21 protein-coding genes and 1 riboswitch are annotated in these 21420 nt (G+C 37.5%); of the genes, 7 read left to right on the forward strand and 14 right to left on the reverse strand.

What is annotated here, in order from left to right; genetic code table 11:
• Positions 1–4 precede the first annotated feature (4 nt).
• A complete protein-coding gene (locus MKY49_RS13020; protein ID WP_322606594.1) occupies positions 5–2611 on the reverse strand; it encodes a cation-translocating P-type ATPase in 2607 nt (868 codons plus the stop codon).
• Positions 2612–2904: 293 nt separating this feature from the next.
• A complete protein-coding gene (locus MKY49_RS13025; RefSeq protein ID WP_312506476.1) occupies positions 2905–4095 on the reverse strand; it encodes an MFS transporter in 1191 nt (396 codons plus the stop codon).
• A gap of 123 nt (positions 4096–4218) precedes the next feature.
• A riboswitch (purine riboswitch) is annotated at positions 4219–4318 on the reverse strand.
• 160 nt (positions 4319–4478) lie between these two features.
• On the opposite strand from MKY49_RS13025, the gene MKY49_RS13030 reads away from it, so the two are divergent.
• The gene (locus tag MKY49_RS13030) at positions 4479–4682 is read left to right on the forward strand and encodes a hypothetical protein (RefSeq protein ID WP_274793398.1); all 204 of its coding nucleotides are present in this window, start codon (positions 4479–4481) and stop codon (positions 4680–4682) included.
• A 33-nt stretch (positions 4683–4715) separates the two neighbouring features.
• Here the strand turns inward: MKY49_RS13030 and lepB are convergent, their stop codons facing one another.
• The 3 genes from lepB to MKY49_RS13045 form a co-directional block, all read right to left on the reverse strand.
• Entirely contained in the window at positions 4716–5276 is a 561-nt protein-coding gene (lepB, locus tag MKY49_RS13035; protein ID WP_322610636.1) for a signal peptidase I, read from the reverse strand.
• A gap of 148 nt (positions 5277–5424) precedes the next feature.
• Complete coding sequence (locus tag MKY49_RS13040) at positions 5425–5535, reverse strand: transcriptional regulator (protein WP_274793400.1); 111 nt, start codon at positions 5533–5535, stop codon at positions 5425–5427.
• Between the two features lie 354 nt (positions 5536–5889).
• On the reverse strand, positions 5890–6828 hold the full coding sequence (locus tag MKY49_RS13045) for an LCP family glycopolymer transferase (RefSeq protein ID WP_274793401.1): 939 nt from the start codon (positions 6826–6828) through the stop codon (positions 5890–5892).
• Positions 6829–7113: 285 nt separating this feature from the next.
• Here MKY49_RS13045 and MKY49_RS13050 point away from each other — a divergent pair, with 285 nt between their 5' ends.
• Positions 7114–8202, forward strand: coding sequence for a M24 family metallopeptidase (locus tag MKY49_RS13050; protein ID WP_341386439.1), 1089 nt, complete (start codon positions 7114–7116; stop codon positions 8200–8202).
• A gap of 14 nt (positions 8203–8216) precedes the next feature.
• Positions 8217–9431, forward strand: a complete 1215-nt coding sequence (locus MKY49_RS13055; protein WP_341386440.1) for an aminotransferase class V-fold PLP-dependent enzyme — start codon at positions 8217–8219, stop codon at positions 9429–9431.
• Positions 9432–9449: 18 nt separating this feature from the next.
• Here the strand turns inward: MKY49_RS13055 and MKY49_RS13060 are convergent, their stop codons facing one another.
• The 5 genes from MKY49_RS13060 to MKY49_RS13080 all read right to left on the reverse strand — a co-directional run bounded on the left by MKY49_RS13060 (position 9450) and on the right by MKY49_RS13080 (position 13646).
• Positions 9450–10223 carry an IclR family transcriptional regulator gene (locus MKY49_RS13060; protein ID WP_274793404.1) on the reverse strand — a complete coding sequence of 258 codons (774 nt, stop codon included), beginning with the start codon at positions 10221–10223 and terminating at the stop codon, positions 9450–9452.
• Positions 10224–10784: 561 nt separating this feature from the next.
• Positions 10785–11219 (reverse strand): MarR family winged helix-turn-helix transcriptional regulator, encoded by a 435-nt coding sequence (locus tag MKY49_RS13065; protein ID WP_341386441.1) that lies wholly within the window; start codon positions 11217–11219, stop codon positions 10785–10787.
• A 24-nt stretch (positions 11220–11243) separates the two neighbouring features.
• Positions 11244–11999 (reverse strand): SDR family NAD(P)-dependent oxidoreductase, encoded by a 756-nt coding sequence (locus MKY49_RS13070; RefSeq protein ID WP_341386442.1) that lies wholly within the window; start codon positions 11997–11999, stop codon positions 11244–11246.
• 149 nt (positions 12000–12148) lie between these two features.
• Positions 12149–13150: an anti sigma factor C-terminal domain-containing protein gene (locus MKY49_RS13075; RefSeq protein WP_341386443.1), complete on the reverse strand. Its 1002-nt coding sequence runs from the start codon at positions 13148–13150 to the stop codon at positions 12149–12151.
• Positions 13143–13646, reverse strand: a complete 504-nt coding sequence (locus tag MKY49_RS13080) for an RNA polymerase sigma factor (protein WP_274793408.1) — start codon at positions 13644–13646, stop codon at positions 13143–13145. The genes MKY49_RS13075 and MKY49_RS13080 overlap by 8 nt, the downstream gene beginning before the upstream one ends.
• 231 nt (positions 13647–13877) lie before the next feature.
• Between MKY49_RS13080 and MKY49_RS13085 the strand changes: the two genes are divergently transcribed.
• Positions 13878–14246, forward strand: coding sequence for a hypothetical protein (locus MKY49_RS13085; RefSeq protein ID WP_312506479.1), 369 nt, complete (start codon positions 13878–13880; stop codon positions 14244–14246).
• 49 nt (positions 14247–14295) lie between these two features.
• Here the strand turns inward: MKY49_RS13085 and MKY49_RS13090 are convergent, their stop codons facing one another.
• Both MKY49_RS13090 and MKY49_RS13095 read right to left on the reverse strand, forming a co-directional pair.
• Positions 14296–16029, reverse strand: a complete 1734-nt coding sequence (locus tag MKY49_RS13090) for an ABC transporter ATP-binding protein (protein ID WP_341386444.1) — start codon at positions 16027–16029, stop codon at positions 14296–14298.
• Positions 16026–17768 carry an ABC transporter ATP-binding protein gene (locus tag MKY49_RS13095; protein ID WP_274793411.1) on the reverse strand — a complete coding sequence of 581 codons (1743 nt, stop codon included), beginning with the start codon at positions 17766–17768 and terminating at the stop codon, positions 16026–16028. Before MKY49_RS13095 ends, MKY49_RS13090 begins: the two co-directional genes overlap by 4 nt.
• Positions 17769–18731: 963 nt before the next feature.
• Here MKY49_RS13095 and crcB point away from each other — a divergent pair.
• From crcB to MKY49_RS13110, 3 genes are read left to right on the forward strand one after another with little or no spacing between them, the layout of a single operon-like run.
• On the forward strand, positions 18732–19088 hold the full coding sequence (crcB, locus tag MKY49_RS13100; RefSeq protein ID WP_341386445.1) for a fluoride efflux transporter CrcB: 357 nt from the start codon (positions 18732–18734) through the stop codon (positions 19086–19088).
• Between the two features lies 1 nt (position 19089).
• Positions 19090–19419 (forward strand): fluoride efflux transporter FluC, encoded by a 330-nt coding sequence (locus tag MKY49_RS13105; protein WP_341386446.1) that lies wholly within the window; start codon positions 19090–19092, stop codon positions 19417–19419.
• A 15-nt stretch (positions 19420–19434) separates the two neighbouring features.
• Positions 19435–19782, forward strand: a complete 348-nt coding sequence (locus MKY49_RS13110) for a hypothetical protein (RefSeq protein ID WP_341386447.1) — start codon at positions 19435–19437, stop codon at positions 19780–19782.
• A gap of 29 nt (positions 19783–19811) precedes the next feature.
• Here MKY49_RS13110 and MKY49_RS13115 read toward each other — a convergent pair whose 3' ends face one another.
• Complete coding sequence (locus MKY49_RS13115; RefSeq protein WP_341386448.1) at positions 19812–20513, reverse strand: SIR2 family NAD-dependent protein deacylase; 702 nt, start codon at positions 20511–20513, stop codon at positions 19812–19814.
• Between the two features lie 105 nt (positions 20514–20618).
• Positions 20619–21218: a trimeric intracellular cation channel family protein gene (locus MKY49_RS13120; protein WP_341386449.1), complete on the reverse strand. Its 600-nt coding sequence runs from the start codon at positions 21216–21218 to the stop codon at positions 20619–20621.
• Positions 21219–21420: the final 202 nt, after the last annotated feature.

Consider the following 21420-nt stretch of genomic DNA (forward strand, 5'->3'; position numbering starts at 1 on the left):
CTTACTATCGTCTCCTAACGAACAGAAGCTTATACCATTGATTTACGAGGAATGGTAATACAGATAAGCTATAAATGAAGCCTAGCTGTGCAATCGTCAATGGGGCAACCTCAAAGACTGTTGTGAGCATTGGCATAAACAAGACAAAGTGTAGGCTGAGCACACCGATTAAGAAAGCGAGCCATGTATATTTATTCGAGAATACACCAATAGCGAAAATCGACTCTTTGGATCTGGAGTTGAAACCATGCACTAATCTGGATAAACACAGTGTTGTAAAGGCCATTGTGCTAGCTGTTAACGTATCGCCTGTCGATAGACCAATTTGAAAAGCAATAATGGTGGAGATGGCAATTAAAATACCTTCTAATACTACTTGTGTCGTAAAGGCTTTATTTAATAAAGGTGTATGAATATTTCTAGGCTTGTCCTTCATCGTTTTCTTATTATTGGGCTCTAACCCAATGGCGATAGCTGGCAAACTATCCGTTAATAAGTTGATGAATAATAGATGGACAGGCGCAAAAGGAACAGGTAGGCCTAACACCGTTGCATATAACACAACAAAAATAGCTCCAGCATTACCAGATAATAAGAATAGAATAGCATTTTTTATATTCGTATAAATACTACGACCATTAGCGATTGCCTTAACAATCGTCGAAAAATTATCATCGGTTAAAATCATCGATGAGGCATCTTTTGCAACCTCTGTACCTGTTACCCCCATTGCGACACCAATATCTGCTTGTTTCAAGGCAGGTCCATCATTGACACCATCCCCTGTCATAGCAACAACATGACCTTTATCCTGCCAGGCTTTTACAATTCGAATTTTTTGTGCAGGTGTAACACGAGCATAGACAGAATAATCATCAATTTTATCTTGTAACTCTTGATCTGTTAAACCATCAAGGGCGTGTCCTTCAATCGCTTCTTCTGGATTTTGTAAAATACCAATTTGTTGGGCAATCGCCGTAGCTGTAATTTTATGGTCACCGGTAATCATAACGGGCTTAATGCCTGCATTTATACAGCTTTCCACTGCTTCTTTCGATTCTTTTCTTGGAGGATCCATCATCGCAACTAAGCCGACAAAGATTAAGTCACGTTCAGCTCTTGTATCAACGCTTTGCTGAGGGAAAACATCTTTATACGCAATGGCCAGCACACGTAAACCATTCATTGAAAAGTCACGATTGACCGCTTCAATTTTCTGACGATGCTGTGCGGTCATTTCAAAAATGCCTGTGGATGTTTTGATTCTCGTTACTTTGGGCAAAAGTACATCCAATGCCCCTTTCGTAATCATCACCGTTTGCTTGTCCATCTGATTTACCGTGCTCATAAGCTTTCTTGCCGAATCAAATGGAATTTCAGCCAAGCGTTTATATTGCTCTCGAATTTTCAGTTCATCAAGGCCGTACTGCTTTCCTAATTTCACAAGAGCAATTTCGGTAGGGTCGCCGATTTCTTTCTGATCTCGCTCTACAGCATCACTACATAAAAGTGCCTTGATCATCAGCTCTTTTTCCACTGGATTTGTTGGATTAAGCCAATCATGTGGTATCTTTTTCTGGTCGACAAAGACTTCTTGTACCACCATTTTATTTTCTGTTAAGGTCCCTGTTTTATCAGAACAAATAACTGAAACACTTCCTAAGCTTTCCACCGCATAAAGCTTACGGATAATCGCATTTTCCTTCGCCATCTTCTGCGTGCCAAAAGCTAATACGATAGTCACAATGGAACTTAGCGCCTCTGGGATTGCTGCAACAGCAAGGGAGACTGCAAACATAAATGATTCAACTAAGGCTCGTCCTCGAATAAGGTCAATTGTAAAAATAGCTAAACAAATGAGTGTAATCCCTAATGCTAATTTTTCACCGAATTGATCAAGACTAATTTGTAGGGGCGTTTTCTTCTCCTTGGCTGTATCGAGTAAATTCGCAATTTTGCCGATTTCTGTCTGCATGCCGATTGCCGTCACCATTACAATACCACGGCCATTAGTTACAAAGCTTCCTGAATACACCATGTTCTTCTTATCAGCAATGGTCACATTATTTTTTCGTATAGGATCTGTACTTTTGGCTACAGCAATCGATTCACCTGTTAGGGAACTTTCATTAATGTGTAAATTATGACATTCTAGTAGTCTGCCATCTGCATTGATGTAATCGCCCGCCTCCAATATCAGAAGATCTCCTATCACAATTTCCTCCGAAGGAATCTGCATTAGTTGATTGTTACGCATGACTTTGGCAATGGGAGAGGTCAACGCTTTCAGATTGTCTAGAGATTGTTCTGCTTTTACATGTTGTACAGTACCTAAAATAGCATTTAAAATCACTACAATCATAATAACAATCGTACTTTCTACTTCCCCTAGTAGAAATGAAACGAAGGCCGCAACGAGTAATATAATAACTAATAAATCTTTAAATTGTCCGAAAAATACAGCCCACGTACTTGTTTTTTTACCTTCCTCTAATACATTATAGCCATAGACCTGTTGCCTTTTTTGGACGTCATCATCGGTCAAGCCTTGTGGGGTGACGCTCAATATCTTCATGACTTCAGCAGACGATTGTTGATGATATTCAGTCATTGGGTTCTCCTTCCATTTACAAGATTTGAAGAGCTCCTACTATTTTTCTTGAAAATAGTAAGAGCACTTAAATCTCAAACTCCTATAAAATTCATTAACTACAACAATCTATTCCATATGTATTTAGAGTATGCTTAGAATTCATAGAGAAATTAATTTTGAAAGAGATACAAACATAGATTCAATCAAACTAAGTCTTAACATAATTGCAGTTAATAGATCCAAAACCTCTGCTAAATCAAGCTAAAAAGGTATTGGAGATAGCTTCCCCAATACCTTTTAGGTTGTTTCTATTATGAGTTGTGGTGGGCTGATTGATAATCTCCATGCTGCTCCTGTCCAAGTGGCGCTCTTTTAATAGAGAAAATAGCACAACCTAATGCACAGAGAACTAGAATCGTTCCAAAGCTCGCTAAATGCATAACAGAATCAGTCAAAGCAAACATGGCGCCTCCAACTGCTGATCCAATGGATATCCCAATTTGAAGGGCAGCTGTATTTAAGCTCTGCTGAATATCTGATGATTTAGGATCAGTTTGAATTAAATAATTTTGTAATGGTGGTGTCAATGCCCAGCTTAATGCACCCCATAAAACTGTAAACACTAAAAATAGCGGTAAAGCAATGATCGTGTAAGGAATACTGAATAAAACTATAGCAAAGGCAGACACAATCAAAATAATGGCTTTACTCGTGCCAATTTTATCACTCACCCAGCCTCCTACTGCGTTCCCACTAACAGAGGCAATACCGAAGATTAAGTAACAAATACTAATCCATGAAGGACTCATATCAAATGCTTCTACTAAAAAAGGTGTTAAATAAGCGTAGAGCATGTAATGTCCTGCTAGCATAAACAACGTAGTTAACTGAGCTGTAAGGATTTTTAAATTAGCTAAAGATTTGATTTGTGCCTTCAGTGGCACTACTTCTCCGATTGGCATTTTTTCAAGTAATAAGGCAATTAAAATCATGGATAGTGTTGACAGAATGCTAATGCCTAAAAATATAGCTCGCCAACCGAAAGCTTCTGTTATAAAAATACCCATTGGTACACCAATGACAAGCGCAGAGCTTACACCCATGAAAACGAGTCCTAACGCCTTGGCACGATGTTTAGGCTCAACAATTTTTGTCGTAATCGTTAAAGATAATACAATGACTAATGCTGTGCTCATCGCTGTGAAAATACGGGCAATTAGCACAATAATGAACGTCGTACTAAAGAAGGTCATTAAGTTACCTAACGTGAAAATAAATAATGATATTAAGAATAAGCGCTTCCTTTCCACCTTAGCTGTCAAGGATAACAGGACTGGCGCAGAAATAGCATAAACCAGTGCAAAAATCGTAATTAGTTGCCCAGCTGTTGCTAAAGATACTTGTAAATCCTCTGCAATATTTGGCAGTATCCCACCAACAATTAATTCAACTAACCCTACTGCAAAGGTAGTCACCGCAAGAATATAAACTCTCCAATTCATCGTAATCTCCCTTTCGTTACACTTTCATTTTTGCAGGAGATTTTTTATATGCATTACGCCGCAAGGTACGCTTCGGTACGCTACAAACTAACGGCTGAATCAACATAAAAAAATCCTGACTACAAAAATGAAGCAAAGTTTTGTAGTCAGGATTTTATGGTTCCTGGTAGAGACCCTCAATCCATATTATTGAGGTTATACAGATCAAATATTTACTTTAGCTATAGTAGCACATCAAAATTTCGTTGACAATAGCTTTTTTTATAGAATTAAATGATCTTATAAAACTGCCGAATCGAGAGAAAATTTCGAAATTCTGCTTATATTTTAATGAATTTGACCATACATATTAACATATACTAACTATTTTACGAGGTGATTGTTTGCGTATAGTAGGATTTGTCTGCTATTTTTTAATACTATTTTATGGCGTAGAATTAGTAGTAGAAGAGCTCACAATCGAAGAACCAGCCATTAGCTCTCCCGTGAAAAGTAAGGTATTGCCTATAAAAGAAACTGTTGAAAATTCAAGAGTTTGTGTCTATTACCCTACGTATAAGAGCTGTACAGATTTACCAAAAAACTAAAAGAGGTCACTCAAAGAAGTGGCCTCTTTTTCATTATTTTGAACCGATATGAAAATGGCTAAATGGATATAGTATTGCTTTAGATTCACCATAAACAGCATCCTCTGAAATTAAACCGTAGTGGCGACTATCAAAACTTTTTAAACGGTTGTCCCCAAGCACAAAATACATGCCCTTTGGTACTTCTTTTTCATTAACTAATTGTTCCAAAGTAAAATTTTCTGTAATGCGTAATTGATTAGGATCATCTGTTTCACGATTAACATAATCTTCTTTGTATGCTTTCCCATTTACATACAATACATCATCTTTCATTTCAACTTTATCCCCTGGAAGACCTATTACTCTTTTAATATAGAGTTCATCCTCGGTAGGAGATTGGAAAACAATTTGATCGAATCGTTCAATTTTACTTGTTTTACTTACAATAATAATATCCTTATCATGATACGTCGGGTACATCGAAGCTCCCTGCACCTTAATTGGCGCAAATAAAAACTGCTTACAGCCAAAAACGACAACAGCCGTAATGACAATAATCTTGATGTAGGATAGTATTTCTTTTTTAAAATTTGTTGTTTTTTCCTCTTGCATGCTCATTCCCCGATACTGTTTTTTTAATAGTATAACATTTTCTATATACTATTGACGAATGAATCACGCAAATTGTTTCCAAATCAAAAAAAAAGACAATTGCTACAACGTAACATTGTCTAGTATTTATCCTTCTGTTGTGTAATCATTATGAATGGTTGGATTGTGTAGCAGAGAGACGCTGCTCGTTTAATAAATCGACTGCTAATACGATACCTACTGGTAATGCAAATGCTAATAATATTGTGCCAAAAATCATCACAATCACTCCTTTTAACCATTTCTAATATCAGTATACATTTAATTTTCTGATTTTTCAAGCTATATTGAAAAATGAACTAGCTCTATTCATTAAAAAAAATCATTCAACTAGGCATGCACCCTACCTGAATGATTTTTTATCTTTACATATACAATTTTAAACATAATAGTTGTAGGCCTCTAATAGCTGATTGGACTGGATTTCTTCGCACTTTGCGTTTAGGTACATAGCTTTGCATGCACTGATTAAGCGCTGTATACCTAAGCACCTGGGTCCTCCCATTCATTCATCTCCCTCCCTTCATGGCCGAAAAATTTACTTTGTTGACACTACGTGTAGTAAGCACCAAGCTTACTTGCTTTTTAAATGATTGTTTAGATCTGTTTGTATTTTTTGAAGCTCTTCCTCATTCGGAATGTAGTACCAAATACGATTAATCCTTTGACCTTCTCCCTGTTCAAACGATATTTGCTCAATATCCTTATCCATTTTTTTATAAATACTTTGTAGCTGGATCAGGTCTTTGACTGAGAAGTTCATGCGAACATTATCGCCTAACACATTAAGCATATCTGTTGCCTTTAATAACGTAGATGGCGTGGAGGCTTTTTTCATAACAGCTTCAATAATTTGACGTTGTCGAATTTGACGACCAAAATCACCACGTGGATCTTCATAACGAATACGAGAAAAAATAAGCGCCTCATTACCATTTAACGTAATTTCACCCTCTGGGTAATGGTATTCGTCATAGGTTAAATCCATATCATTATTGATCGTTACACCACCAAGCGTATCAATAATTTGCAAAAAGCCCTCCATATTAATAAATACATAGTAATCAATTGGTATATTTAAAAAATTCTCCACCGTATCCACAGCCATCGGAACGCCACCAAAGGCATAGGCATGATTAATTTTATCAACGGTGTCATGACCAACAATTTCTGTACGAGTATCACGGGGAATACTAAGCATTTTCATCGTCTGCTTTTCTGGATTCACAGTAATCACAATCATCGTATCTGAACGACCACTATCATCTTTACGTTCATCGACCCCAAGCATCAGAACCGAGAATGGTTCTTTTTTGATCACTGTTTTTTCTTCTGGTTGTGCTGCATCTGTTGTTTGAATAAGTGGTGTATTTATTTTATTCATGGTTTTTTGGATGGTAAAGTAGGCAGTCCCTATAAAAATTAAAAAAATTGCTAATAGGCTACCGACTATCCACAGCCATATTTTTTTCTTGCTCTTTTTCTCTTTAGAGCGTTTCATGTTTTTTTCCATACATAAGTCCTCTCTTGCTTAACAATTTTGCCCCTCTTTTTGACGTATTAAGTTGGAAAAAAGTTTATCTAGTCTACTTATATGCATAATGAACGAAAAAAAGACGTACACTAGTATTTACTAAATTCACAGCATACTATTCCCTCATTTGTAAATTAACTTCCTTTTAGTTTATCTATTTCCTTCATTTATTGAAAATTCATTATTATTGATATATACTACTTTCAGATACAACGTCTCTATATAAGAAACAATTAATCTAGTTAATAGGTAGGAGGAATATCAATGTTTCAAAAAAGAAGAGAGAAGCTAGTTTCTCACATGCAGCAACAGCAAATAGATCTAGCAGTCCTAGTGCCTGGTTCGAACATGTATTATTTTACAGGTCTCCAATTAAAGCAAAGTGAGCGCTTAACATTAGCTGTCATTACCGCTAACAATCAATTGTTTTTTCTAGTACCACAAGTAGAGTTAACGAAAGTAGATGCAAATAATGGTGGTGCTATCTTATCTTATTCAGATGAGGAAGGACCGGCACAGGCCATCCAGCAACTTAAAAAAGAGCTTGGAGCATTGCACACACTTGGCGTAGAGTTTGACACTATGCACGTCAAGGAGCAGAAAGCCATCGAAAAGCTTACATATGACAATTTATGTGATATCGGTGATTCCATTCGTGAACTACGGATGAAAAAAGATGACCATGAAATAACATTTATGCGACAGGCAGTACAAATTGTTGAAGAAAGTCTTGAAGCTACATTACCAACTATTCAAGCTGGCGTTTCAGAGATGGAAGTAGCAGCACAATTAGAATATGAAATGAGACGACGTGGATCAGAAGGAACACCTTTTGGCACCATTGTAGCTTCAGGTTATCGCGGTGCACTTCCCCATGGCAGAGCTAGCACAAAAAAAATAGAGATAGGTGAATTAATCGTCATTGACTTTGGTGCAATTTATAAGGGCTACGTAGCTGATATGACCCGAACAATCGCTTTAGGGGATGTCTCACCAACATTAAAAACAATCTACAATATTGTTAAACAAGCGAATGAAACTGCAATAGCTGCGATAAAACCAGGTATGACAGCACATGACATCGATGATATTGCAAGAAAAATTATTTGTGGTGCTGGCTATGGTGACTACTTCACACATCGACTAGGGCATGGGATTGGTTTAAGTGCACATGAAGAACCTTATTTAATGCAGCGTAATCACTTAGTGTTGAAATCAGGCATGGCATTTACGGTCGAGCCAGGTATTTATGTACAGGATGTGGGTGGTGTGCGTATCGAGGATAATCTCATTGTTACAGAAAATGGCTATGAGAATTTAATGAACTATACGAAGGAATTAATAATCCTATAAGGCTGGTGAGCACAATGATCGATATGATGAAAATACAAAAAGATATGCCGCTTCTTGAGCATTATATGTATTTAAACACAGCTGCTGCTTCTGCCATGCCACAGCCAGTAGTAGATGAGATGACGAGCTATCTTCAAAAACAAGCAAGTATCGGCCCCTATTTACCATCTTTTCGTCAAGAAACGTATGAACAAGTAGAGAAAATTCGAGAGAAGGCTGCTTTGTTTATCGGCGCGGAGCAAGAAGAAATTGCCTTTGTGCCCAATGGATCCATGGCTATTAATTATGTTTCAGGTGGCTTGCAGTGGGAACAAGGTGATGAGGTCATTGTACTCGATACAGAAATGTTAAGTAATTATGTGCCTTGGCTTGCCCTTCAGCAGCAAGGTGTTCACTTAAAAGTGTTGAAAACGAATGCAGATTATTTGGTGGATTTACAAGCACTCGAGCAGCTCATCACACCACAAACAAGACTAATTGCTTTTGCCCATATGTCCAATGCCTCAGGTGCCCTTCAGCCTGCTAAGGAAATATGTCAGTTCGCACAGCAGCACAATGTACTGACATTGATTAATGCCAATCAAACAGTTGGTTTAACCCCACTCCATGTCAAAGAGCTTGGGTGTGACTTTTTAGTAGCATGTGGGCGAAAATGGCTTCGTGGCCCTGAAGGATCAGGAATTTTATATGTACGAAAAGCGCTTATATCCACACTGACGCCTCTTATGATTGGTTGGGGTAGTACACAATGGGATTATCAAAACAATACTTATTCATTTTTAGAGACAGCTAAACGTTTTGAGCCAGGCTGTCCGATCATTCCAAGTATTTTAGGTTTAGGAGCAGCCATTGATTATGCAAATGCTATCGGTATTCATCACATTTATGAGCGTGTCAAACAGCTAACTAACTATTTGCTTGAACAACTTGAAACCATTCCAGGTATTGTTTTATATGGTCCACAAAATAGTGACTATCGATTATCAATTACACCGTTTAATATTGAGGGGCTTTCTCCCGATGATATCACGAATTATTTAGCACAACATGGTGTCATCATTGAAGCTGGAACTTTTATGGCGAATACCATTATGGAGCGCAATCACATTCAAAAAATGGCTCGATTTTCGCCGCACTATTTTAACACTTTTGAAGAAATCGACACAGCTGTATCCCTCATGAAGAAATTCAAAGAATTCTCTAAAGGAAAGGCCCAAGATAGTTATTAGCTATCTTGAGCCTTTTGTTTATTCATGGTAGAACTTAAAGCTGTATTGATCGAAATAACGTTGGATATTCATCGCACCATATTGCAGAACATTAATCATTTCAGGAAGCTTTTCCTCGGTTGGTTTACGATAAATAGGACCTGCAATCGTTAATGAGGCAATGACTTCTTTTTTACTATTAAAAAGAGGTACACCAAGCCCAAATACAGAATGAGAATATTCTCCCGTTGTAAAGCACCAGCCTTGCTGTTGTATTTTCTCTAAATCAGCTAACATTTCAGCAGGGTCAGTAATCGTTTCTGGGGTTAATCTTTTCATGCCATGGTCCATAATTTCTTTTTTCCTCTCTTCAGGAAGAAAAGCCATAATGGTTTTACAAGATGCCCCAATATGTAAGGGTGTGCGTGTGCCAATTGACACCGAAAATTTAATCGTTTGAGAGCTCTCAGCTATTTCCACTGTGACGCCATCTGTCCCATCTAACCAAGTTAAAAATACCGATTCCTTGATAGCCTCAGCAAGATTCTTCATAATCGGTAAAACAAAATCAGAAAGATTTAATTTATCTTTGACCATTTGGCCATATTCCAAAAATCGGAGCCCTAATTCATATTTTTTCGTTTCAGGATTTTGAATCAGAAAGCCTTGATTTTCGAAAGTCGCCAAAATCCGATAAATAATTGAATGGCTAATATTCATCTCTTTCGCTAACTCTCGTACACCCCACGTCGGATTTTCCTTATTAAAATATTTGAGAACCTCTAATGAGTTATCTAATGTTTTTAATGTCATTTCACACCTCGAATGTCTCTATAATAGAACCGTATATTGATTATAAAATGAACTCGGACAATTTTCAATAAATTCAACTATTTTACAATTGCCTTTTAATCGAATGATTGGGTGCAATCGTTCTATTAGGTAAATAGAGCAGCCTATCCGCTCAGAGCAATTCTATCGAGTAAAAAGTGGGCGCTATCCTCCGAAATACTCTTTCTATCCATCACTTTTTGAATTCTATCCGCTCGTTTGAGCAGCCTATCCGCTCAGAGCAATTCTATCGAGTAAAAAGTGGGTGCTATCCTCTGAAATACTCTTTCTATCCGTCACTTTTTGAATTCTATCCGCTCGTTTGAGCAGCCTATCCGCTCTGAGCAATTCTATCGAGTAAAAAAGTGGGCGCTATCCTCTGAAATACTCTTTCTATCCGTCACTTTTTGAATTCTATCCGCTCGTTTTGAGCAGCCTATCCGCCTCGATCGTTTAACCTAAAAATTCAACTAAAAGAAAATCAACTCCCCTCTTAGAAGTTGATAGAGGGGAGTTGATTTCGTTTTTCTAAATTATGTTTCGCTACTCGTTTTTCTCTTGAATGCCCTGTACTAATTTCTCTTGAATCTGCAAATATTGGGCAATTTCCTCTTCATCTAATACATCAAAAAGCTGTACAAAGACTTCTTTTCCAATGGATTGCGCCTTTGCCAAGGCCGCTTGACCCTCGTCTGTAATTTGTAAGCGAATAGTGCGACGGTCAGATGGATCATACAGTCTTTCCGCTAAGCCAAGCTTGACCAGCTTTTCTGCAATGCTTGTCATGGCTCCTTTTGTATAGCCGATTGTTTCAGCTAATTCTGCCTGTTTTTGAGGGCCTTTCACATGTAGCTCATTTAAAACTAAAATGGGTGAAATCCCTAAAGGATATGGAAACGCTTTTGTAAAACGTATAATGTTGGCATTATTCACCTGTTCAATCATATGAATCAGTTTAAAAATATTTGTCTGTTTCAAAATAATCCTCCTCAACGTCGAGAATTAATGAAGCATTAGTGAACCTCCATCCACCATAATCGTTTGACCCGTAATGTATTGAGAATCATCGGATGCTAAGAAAACAGCTACACGGCCGATATCTTGCTCAACATTACCGAAACGACCTAGCGGGATTTTACTTCTAACCGCTTCATAATACTCTGGCTGTGCTTTTGCCCATGCCTGAACACCTGGTGAATCAGCAAGTGGACTAATGATATTGACATTAATACCATAACGACCCCATTCATTTGCCGCTACACGAGAAATGCCTCTGATGGCTTCCTTAGCAGCTGCATACGCTGCCTGTGTCTCATGTCCTTGTATTCCTGCACCAGATGCAAAGTTAATAATATTACCTTTTGTTTCTTTTAAGTGTGGTAGTGCTGCTTGCATTAAGTAGAAGGTTGGATAAAAGCCTGTCCCAAATGATAAATCAAGATCTGCTTGTGTTATTTCTTCTATTGTAACTTGTTTTGAAGCATGAGCGTTATTAACTAGCACATCTAGTTTACCGTATTTTTCTACGACTGTATCAATAATTTTTGGTAAATGATCGCGTTCCATTAAATTTGCCTGCAAAAACATAGATTTCGGAGAGATTGCTTGCAATTCTTTTTCCATTGTCTCGCCCGCTTCCCTGTTTAAATCAACAATTGTAACGATGGCCCCTTCCTTTGCCATTGCTTTTGCCATCCCACTACCAATGCCACCCGCACCACCAGTAATGATAATTACTTTATCTTGTAGTTTAGTCATTTATCAACATCTCCTTATTGTTCATTTACAAATAGTTTAATATTAAACTATTTAATTGTAAACTAACTAGACTTCACAGAAAAAGTTTATTTTATGAATGGCTAAAATAAGCTTTACCTTTTAATGAACTATTTGATCTCTTACATTCTCTATTTTTGGTTGGATATTACCCCGAAAGTAGATGCTTTAATATAGGATTTTCCTTGTAATAACTGTAATTGCTCGGGTGTGCCAGTTACGACTGCCCCAATTATTTTCACATCACTTGTCTCCAAGGTTCCATTTTCCCCTATTAAAGCTTGATAAACCTCGTTTGTTTCCCACTCAAAATTTTTACTTTCCCGAAGTAGCTCAATGTTTCGAATAAAGGTGTCAACCTCGTTGTTTGAAGAACGGCGAGGTTTTGGTTTTGATTGCTCTGATTGAAAACCATAAATGTATGGGTAGTTGGCTGGAATTGTATTCTGTCCTTGCTGAAAAAAATCTAAAGTATCATCTGTATAGGCATCCACCCACCACCAATCTACTTGCACTTCAGTGGGCAGCTTGCTTTTAATTTCATCAAAACTATAGGCATTATCAAAAGAGATGGCTAATTCTACTAAAGTATTGTTCTCCAATTGTTTCAGTTCACTAATTTTATCTTTATATTGATCGTAGGAAATCTTAGGATGGTAAAAAAACATTTCTCGATCACCTGTGTAGTCATTAAACCGTTCGAGTTGATGTGTTTCTGCCAGTGATTCTGAACCTTCTATTTGGATAGAGTTAGAAATGTAAGTTTGTGTAAGCGTTCCAAATAAATTATAATCACTTTCGATAGGTGTCCAAATATAGGGACGATGCTGATCTCCGAGCACCTTATAGGTCGTTGTTATTATTTTTCCTCCGAGTAAATTATCGTCATATTTCTGATTACTAATTTGAACATTTGGAGCACTTATTTCGTTAAATAAATGAATGTCATCACTTACTTTTTGTGCACTGTTTAACGATAAATGTCTAAGACCATACCAAAATGCTATTAGAACAATAGGCGTAACAATCAGTGTGATGCCAATTATTTTTATTGTTGACCAAAACCTTGCCTTTCTCATTATTTTTTTCGTTTGTTTATCATCAAATAAAAAATTATGGTGTTCTTTATTCATAATAAATATCCTCCTTAAATCGTACAGTAAATTCTTCCCGAGCTCGTCTCACATGCGTTTTTAAAGTGTTTTCATTTTTATTCATTAATGCTGAAATTTCCTTATATGATAATCCCAGCTCATATTTGAGGATTAATACTTCCTGATGCAAGATGGATAACGTGTCAAGCGTGTCTCTTATGTCCTTTAATTTTTCTTTTTTTAAAACCTGAAATTCAGGAATATTTATTAATGAGGTCAATTGAAATTCATCATATTCTGTTGTTGGATGGCGCTTTTCCTTTCTTTTGAGATCATAAAATTGGTTGGTTGCCACGCGATATAACCAGCTCATTGCTTTATCTGACTGAATCCCATTTTTATGTAATAAAAACTTATAGCAAGTATCTTGGACGATATCTTCCGCATCCTCATGGGCTAATCCACGTTTTCTTAAATAACGATATAACAGAGTTCCTACTTGTTGTAGAAACTCATTCAATGATTGCTTTGCCATGTCTACCTCCCTTCTGCCTATACAACGCAGAACTCGAGAAAAAGTTTACATATTATAAGAAAATTCCCAATAGAAAAGAAGACTATAATAATCTTCAAACTTGATGAAAAATTTCGGTTTTTCCCCTGCAAACAACAATTATTTTCAAATTTACACAAGCATCTTTTTAATTTGACAAGAATATACTGTAGCAGCTAGCTAAAAAGACTTTCAAGAAAGGAGTTGTGGATGATGGGTGCTAAATGGATAAAGGTTTCAGTCTTTTATTTATTGATTGTTTTTGCTTTTGGCCTGTTTATGCATTATACTGTTCAACTTCAATGGAAGGCGACACATGCTCATATCGGTGTGGTAGGTTGGCTGACTACTGGATTCATAGGTTTAATTTATTCAACGTATAAAGAAGCTGCAGAAACTGGTCTCGCTAAGGCACAATTTTGGCTTTATAATATTGGTTTACCATTCCTCCTTGTTGGCATGATGATGGTCTATCTTGATGTACCACGCTGGTTATTTGAATTATTTGTATCAGGTGGTGGCATTGCTGTAGCGCTGTCCGTCCTATTATTCTTTGTGAATGTCTTTAAATATGTAAGATAAACAAGAGAGCCCCACTTCCATGTATGAAGTGGGGCTCTTTCATCCAGTATTACTGTAAGGAACTTGCTTGCATTTGATACATTTTGTCATAAATACCGCCAAGGGCTAGTAGCTCATCATGTGTACCATTCTCAACAATTTTCCCTCGATCAAGCACAAGGATACGGTCCGCATTTTTAATTGTAGAAAGTCGATGGGCAATAATAAATGTTGTTCGTCCTTTTTTAAGAACGTCCATGGCATGCTGTATAATCTCTTCCGTTTCCGTATCAATATTCGAAGTCGCTTCATCTAATATTAAAATCGATGGATCGAAGGCAAGTGCTCGTGCAAAGGAAATCAACTGACGTTGTCCTGATGATAACGTACTCCCCTTCTCAATAACTGGCTCATCATAACCATTTGGTAAGTTGGCTAAAACACGTTCTCCTCCGACTGCATTTAAAGAAGCATCAATTTTTTCACGTGAGATGTTAGGGTTGTTTAAGCTCACATTGGAGGCGATCGTGCCTGTAAATAAATAAGGGTCCTGTAGCACAATCCCCATATGTTCACGCATCGTTTGACGAGGAACAGAGGTGATATCAATGCCATCGATTGTGATTTTCCCTTTCGATGGATCATAGAAGCGGAATAGTAAGTTCATAATGGAACTTTTCCCAGAGCCCGTATGACCAACTAAAGCGATGGTTTCACCTTGATGCGCTTTAAATGATAGGTTTTTCAATACATAATCATTATCCTTATAAGCAAAGGAAACATCTTCGAAGACCACATTTCCTTTATATCTTGGTAAGCTCTTTTCAGAAACAGGCTCACCATCCGTATCTAGTACCTCAAAGACACGTTTACCAGCAATAAGTGAACGCTCAAGCTGTGAAAATTGGTTTACAATATTCGTGATCGGATTAAATAGCTTTGTTAAATAATCGACAAACGCATATAATGTCCCTGCGGAAATCACTTGAGTTGCTGTAAATGATTGCGTACCAAAGTAGAAAATAAAGACCGTAAACATGATGAGCCTTAACGTATTCACCAGGTTAAAGGAAGTGGCTGAGTCAAGCACTAGTAGCTTACGTTCATAAGCATAATGCTCATTATTCATGTCATCAAATTCCTTGGTCATTTGTTGCTCACGACGGAACGCCTGAATAATTGTCATACCTTGAATGGATTCGTTAATCATAGCGTTTATATCTGCGATTTTCGTACGAATGACGTCATTATATTTTGAAGCAAACTTTCGATATAAAATCATCCATAAGTAAACAATCGGAATCATTGTTAAAGCAAGCATCGCCATTTTCCAATTTAAAATAAAGAGTGCGATATACACGCCAATGATCGAAATAAAGCTCGTTACAAAATTGGAAAGTACCTGCACATATAAATTACGAACCGCCTCTGTATCATTTGTTACGCGCGCCACAATTTTACCTGCAGGCAAATTATCAAAGTACTGAATTGGTAAAGTTTGAATATGCTCAAAGACATCTTTCCGTAATTTTTGGATGACGCGGTTCGCGCCAATTTGTAAATAAATATACATAAAATAGCGTAATATGGCTGTTGCAATGGCTAACAGTAAATAAACTAGTAATAACCATGTTATCGGTTTGATTTCAATATGACCTATCGTCATGTAATGATCAATAATATGTTTGGCAATAAATGGCCCAACAAGCTCCGTAAAAACGGCGATTGTTAGGAAGAACAAGCCAAGAAGTATTGGCTTTTTAAAATACATCGCATAGCGAGTTAAACGTTGACTCGTACTCATGAGGCACCTCCTTCTAGCTGCTGACGGTCAAATTGCTCTTTATACCATCCTTGTTGTGAAAGAAGTTCCTCATGTGTTCCCTGCTCTACTATTTGCCCATCATCCAATACGATAATGACATCAGCATGTTGGATGCCTGATAGGCGATGCGTCGTAATAATCGTCGTTTTACCATGACGTTCACGCTGAATATTTTCAATAATTCTTGCCTCTGTCTTCGCGTCGACAGCGGAAAGCGAATCATCAAGCATTAAAATTTCAGGATCTTTAATCAACGCACGAGCAATAGACACTCGTTGTTTTTGACCGCCTGAAAGAGATACACCTTTTTCCCCAACAAGTGTTTCAAGACCCATTGGTAAGTTTTCTAGATCTTTTTCAAAATACGCGGCACGAATGGCCTGCTGCAATTCAGCTTGGGTCGCATCTTCTTTCCCAAATAATATATTTTCACGGATAGTACGAGAGAAAAGTACATGATCTTGTGGTACATAACCAATCCAATCAAGAATCTGTTCCTTCGTTTGAGCCGTAATATCGATACCATCAATCAAAAGCTGACCCTGACCGATTGGATATTCTCGTAATAATTGGCGTAGGAACGTTGTTTTCCCCGCTCCAGTTTTACCAACAATGCCAAGCGTTTGGCCTTTTTTTAATGATAGTGAAATTTGCTGTAGGTTTTTCACCTGACTCATTGGATATTGGAATGTTAAATCATCAAAACCAATTGCTTTAGGTGTCGCAATCATTTGTGGATTCGGAATATTTTGAACATCCGCTTCATAGTTCAATGTTTCCTGCACCCGATCAAGTGAGGCATTCCCTTGCTGCATTACATTGATTAACTCTCCAATGGCGAAGATTGGCCAAACAGCTAACCCTAAATAGACATTAAATGTGACCAGTTGCCCAACAGTCATGGCCTCCGTTGACACTAAGTAAGCTCCATAGCCAAGCGCTACAACATAACTAATCCCAGTCCCAACTTTTGTTATTGGACCAAATAAAGCGTTAATTTTAGCTGTATGAATATTTTTCGCATAGACTGTTTCACTCATATCTGCGAAATTAGCCTCATCCTTTTTTTCCTGCACATAGGCACGCACCACTCGCACGCCCGCTACAGATTCAAGTACACTATCGTTCAGCTCACCAAATGCATCTTGTGCCTTCATATAGCGCTCATGAACGATTTTCCCTAAATATTGAATTAGGATGGCCATTATAGGTACAGGCAACATCGCAAAAAATGTTAGCTTCCACGAAATCATATAACCCATCGCAAAAATGATAAAGCCCATATAAATCGTTGAGTCAATCAACGTCATAATACCAAAGCCTGCTGTTAAGGAGACGGCATTTAAATCATTTGTTGCACGTGCCATTAAATCCCCTGTGCGGTTTTTCTCATAAAACGTTGGGGTCATCCGTAAAAAATGCTGCATTAAATTGCGACGTAAAATTTTCTCCAGGTTTATAGCCCCTTCAAATAGTCGGAATTGCCACACAAAATTTAATAGATATCCCCCAATAATAATCCCAATGAAAATTAATATATACTTTGTTAAAATTGCTGGCGTCATTTCTCCTGCAGTCAACAGATCGATAATAGTACCGAGCAAATAGGGAGGAACAACTTCCAGCCCACTGGCAATCATCAGCAGCACTATCGCAACTGTATATTGCTTCCAATATTTTTTAAAGAACCAGCCTAATTTACTTAAAACGTCAAACATTCATCATAACCCTCTTTCTTCCGTGCTGTTGCGGATAGCTACCCACTTTCAAGAAATTCCTTTTTGAAAATCATTCGTTGTACTGTGTTTCGCATATACATACACTCCTTTTTTATTTTCACTACAACCTTTTTAGGCACCAAAAAAGACACATACCCTACAAAGAGCATGTGTCTCTTATAAAAGGCAGAACGGAATCCATACCTTTTTCTGCAATCTTAAATAAACGTTAGGCATGGACAATGTATGTAACTGTGAATGAATATGATACTGGTAAAATTAACATTGTCATGCCCTCCTTTGGTTGATTTGTTATAGTGTTCTTGAAGATTATCACACTATAGAAATATTTGTCAACTATCCTCCTGTAATTTTTTATCATTCCTAGAAAATAGTTATCGCTTTAAAGCATTGAATTGCTTTATGGAACCAAAAGGCAGATATGTTAGTTGAGTATCGACTATAACTTTACAATAATTGATGATTGCTTACATTAACCTAAAGGCTGAAATTAAAAACATGCAATAAAAAATACCCCGATAATACGCCATAAAATGATGCCAATGTTTGCCGCAATCTTCTTCCATCTTTCTAATCCTTATATATCATCATCATTAGTTATTTATTATTTAGTTATTTATTATTTAGTTATTTATTACTTAGTAGTGGCGGGGTTTCCGTTTCCGGTTAAGCCGTTAACGGGTATTCCGTAAACGGCGAATGCCATGTCAACGTTTTTAAGAATCTTATTTAAATGAAAACTCTTTCATCATATTTAATATTTTGATATATTAAAGAGCCAAATCAAAATTTCCCTTCCCTTCTAAACAGCTTCTAAACATTATATACAGATAAAAGCTAGTTTTAGGGACATAGATCGGCGTTGTTGAGTAGAAATATTTCTAAAATTTTCTACTCATGCTACACTTTCACTATAGTCATTTTTAGTTAGGGGTCTTTACTTTGAAGTCATTTATAGCTGTAGGAATTGGCGGTATATTTGGTGCCATTAGTCGGTATAGTCTTAGTGTTATTATTCCAAATACAGGACCATTTCCTTTAACGACACTGTTTATCAATTTACTTGGTTGCTTTTGCTTAGCATGGCTTTTTACTTCTTTTACAAAGCGCACACCAATTGTACTTGGGATTGGTACGGGCTTTTGTGGCGCCTTTACCACCTTTTCGACATTTTCCTTAGAGACACTATTACTCCTAGAAAATGGCGAGTGGCTTCAGGCTATACTTTATGTTGTGGCGAGTGTCGTAGGTGGACTAGCTTGTGCATGGCTCGGAATTCGAGTGGCTAGGGGGATGTAGTATGATTTTTGTAGGAATAGGTGGATTCTTTGGTGCTCTTACAAGATTTTATCTAGGAAAATTACTAGCACATCCATACCCGTGGGCAACGTTTATTATCAATAGTACAGGTTCGTTTGCACTTGGTCTTGTATTTGCTCTACAGCTTAGTGATTGGTTATGGCAACTGATTGGCATTGGTTTTTTAGGAGCCTATACGACATTCTCCACTTTTGGATTTGAATCACTCCAGCTGATTGAACAGCAAAAATGGAGGCAGGTCATTAGCTATATCGTTAGTACCGTGTTAGTTGGCATATTGTTTGCTGTTATTGGTTATCTAGTAGTGTAAAAGAGGTGATATTTATTGACACAGCCATTAAATGAACTACTACAAGAACTTGAAGTTGAAATAGAACATACACTTTACGAACTGATCGATCTAGAATTAGAAGAAAATTATGCAGCTATGAATACGCGATTTGCCCAACTCCTTACTAAGGTCCAGGCATCTCGGCTCATCGATTACAAGCTCGATGTTCTCGTGGAGCCTGAAGCTTTTGCAACTGAAACTTGTATTCTACTTCAAAGCTTACTAGAAGCAAAGGCAAGGCCAAATAAAAGGCATAGACTGCTAACACATCGGATGATTTTAAAAATATGGCTACGTAAAAATCAACGATTCACAAAGGAATTTTTACCGCAAATGTTTTAGGCGCCACTTGTTTTCGCAAGGGCGCCTTTTTACACTTCTAATTGTTGCAACACTTCTTTTATTTTCCCCTCTATTTTTAAATCGAATGGCGTTGCATGCTGCGACATATCTAAATTAATATAAACGGTTTTCCCACTTGTCATCATCGGCAGCTGGTTTACGGGGTATACCTCAAGGCTTGTTCCTATGACAAGGACAAGTTCAGCCTTTTTAATCGCCTCCATTGACGTGTGCCAGCTAATTTGCGGTAGACTTTCTCCAAATAGAACGACATTTGGACGAAGTTTGCCACCACAATGACTGCAACTAGCCTTGCTCAAGAAATGCTCCATGGAAGCCGCCTGCTGGCAACGGTGACAACGAATGGAACGTATCGAACCATGTAATTCCTCTACTTTTTGACTTCCTGCCAATTGATGAAAACCATCCACATTTTGAGTAGCCACTAATGAAACGATTCCCCTTTGTTCCCAATCCGCTAAAATTTGATGACCTTCGTGAGGTGCTGCTTTTTCTAAATTTTCAAGGCGCATTTTATAAAACTCATGAAATAAAGAATAATTTTCTGTCAATGCCTCAGTTGTCGCTACAGCTCGAGGATTTATATTTTTCCACCAGCCCGATGCTGAACGGAAATCTGGGATTCCACTTTCTGTTGACATGCCCGCTCCTGTTAAAATGACCGTGTTCGTTGATGTTTGCAACCACTCACTTAAACGTTTTATAGTCATATTTTCATTCCCCCATTCATATTGAAAAAGTTATCTACTCCTACTTCGACAATTAGTCCATTTTTCCTGTGAATGTTGATTATTTTATCACCACTTCACATCATGCTAGTGAGATTGTTTAAAAGGACGCTGCCATTTTAATTTATTATTTACAGATAACATTCGAATGAGCACGATGGCAATAACGATTATCGACAACTCAAGAGAGCTGCTCCACCCTGCCCATATGCAAAGAGCACATAAAAAAGTCAATACGGCATGTATTTCTTCTCTTAATGCAAGTGGCGTTCGACCAGCTAATAAATCACGAATCATTCCTCCCCCCACACCAGTAAACATCGAAGCGATGATAATGATGCCTAGATCATGATTCAAGCTTTTTGCTAATAACCCTCCTTGTATAGCAAAAGAAGCAAGGCCAATCGAATCAAAGAAATATCCCCATCGGTTCCAGTGATGTATCCAATCCCTTTTGATAAATAAAAGGGTCGTTAGTGTGATGAGGACAACGAGTAAGGAATGACGCTCCCATATATCTGACACAGGTATATCAAGGACAACGTTGCGAATGATGGAACCGCCGTAAGAGGTTGTTAGACCAAGCACAAATATACCAATAAACGAATAGTTGGCCTGTAACGCCACAAATGCTCCGCTAATCGCGTATGCAATAATACCAATGATGTGTAAAACTGACCAAGTCACATGTTTCAACTCCTATTTTTTAGCCTATATAAAAAGCCCACCATAAAATAGTTGCGCATATAAATCGCAAACTATTTTATGGCGGGCTAATATCTAAGCAGTTTTATCTACTAATTTATCCATCTCACCATGTATTATATAGAAATTGTGTTGACGTTGAGCAATGTAGGAATAACACAACGACCATACAATTTCCCAGTAA

Source organism: Lysinibacillus sp. FSL M8-0134, from assembly GCF_038069745.1.
GTDB lineage: Bacteria > Bacillota > Bacilli > Bacillales_A > Planococcaceae > Lysinibacillus > Lysinibacillus irui.

Excerpts from the sequence above, each read along its gene's own strand:
- MKY49_RS13090 (WP_341386444.1), bottom strand. The coding sequence starts at position 16,029 with ATGAGTACGAGTCAACGTTTAACTCGCTATGCGATGTATTTTAAAAAG.
- MKY49_RS13075 (WP_341386443.1), bottom strand. The coding sequence starts at position 13,150 with ATGAATAAAGAACACCATAATTTTTTATTTGATGATAAACAAACGAAA.
- MKY49_RS13115 (WP_341386448.1), bottom strand. The coding sequence starts at position 20,513 with ATGACTATAAAACGTTTAAGTGAGTGGTTGCAAACATCAACGAACACG.
- MKY49_RS13055 (WP_341386440.1), top strand. The coding sequence starts at position 8,217 with ATGATCGATATGATGAAAATACAAAAAGATATGCCGCTTCTTGAGCAT.
- MKY49_RS13095 (WP_274793411.1), bottom strand. The coding sequence starts at position 17,768 with ATGTTTGACGTTTTAAGTAAATTAGGCTGGTTCTTTAAAAAATATTGG.
- MKY49_RS13070 (WP_341386442.1), bottom strand. The coding sequence starts at position 11,999 with ATGACTAAACTACAAGATAAAGTAATTATCATTACTGGTGGTGCGGGT.
- MKY49_RS13105 (WP_341386446.1), top strand. The coding sequence starts at position 19,090 with ATGATTTTTGTAGGAATAGGTGGATTCTTTGGTGCTCTTACAAGATTT.
- MKY49_RS13085 (WP_312506479.1), top strand. The coding sequence starts at position 13,878 with ATGGGTGCTAAATGGATAAAGGTTTCAGTCTTTTATTTATTGATTGTT.
- MKY49_RS13050 (WP_341386439.1), top strand. The coding sequence starts at position 7,114 with ATGTTTCAAAAAAGAAGAGAGAAGCTAGTTTCTCACATGCAGCAACAG.
- MKY49_RS13045 (WP_274793401.1), bottom strand. The coding sequence starts at position 6,828 with ATGGAAAAAAACATGAAACGCTCTAAAGAGAAAAAGAGCAAGAAAAAA.
- MKY49_RS13020 (WP_322606594.1), bottom strand. The coding sequence starts at position 2,611 with ATGACTGAATATCATCAACAATCGTCTGCTGAAGTCATGAAGATATTG.
- lepB (WP_322610636.1), bottom strand. The coding sequence starts at position 5,276 with ATGCAAGAGGAAAAAACAACAAATTTTAAAAAAGAAATACTATCCTAC.
- MKY49_RS13080 (WP_274793408.1), bottom strand. The coding sequence starts at position 13,646 with ATGGCAAAGCAATCATTGAATGAGTTTCTACAACAAGTAGGAACTCTG.
- MKY49_RS13040 (WP_274793400.1), bottom strand. The coding sequence starts at position 5,535 with ATGATTTTTGGCACAATATTATTAGCATTTGCATTACCAGTAGGTATC.
- MKY49_RS13025 (WP_312506476.1), bottom strand. The coding sequence starts at position 4,095 with ATGAATTGGAGAGTTTATATTCTTGCGGTGACTACCTTTGCAGTAGGG.
- MKY49_RS13060 (WP_274793404.1), bottom strand. The coding sequence starts at position 10,223 with ATGACATTAAAAACATTAGATAACTCATTAGAGGTTCTCAAATATTTT.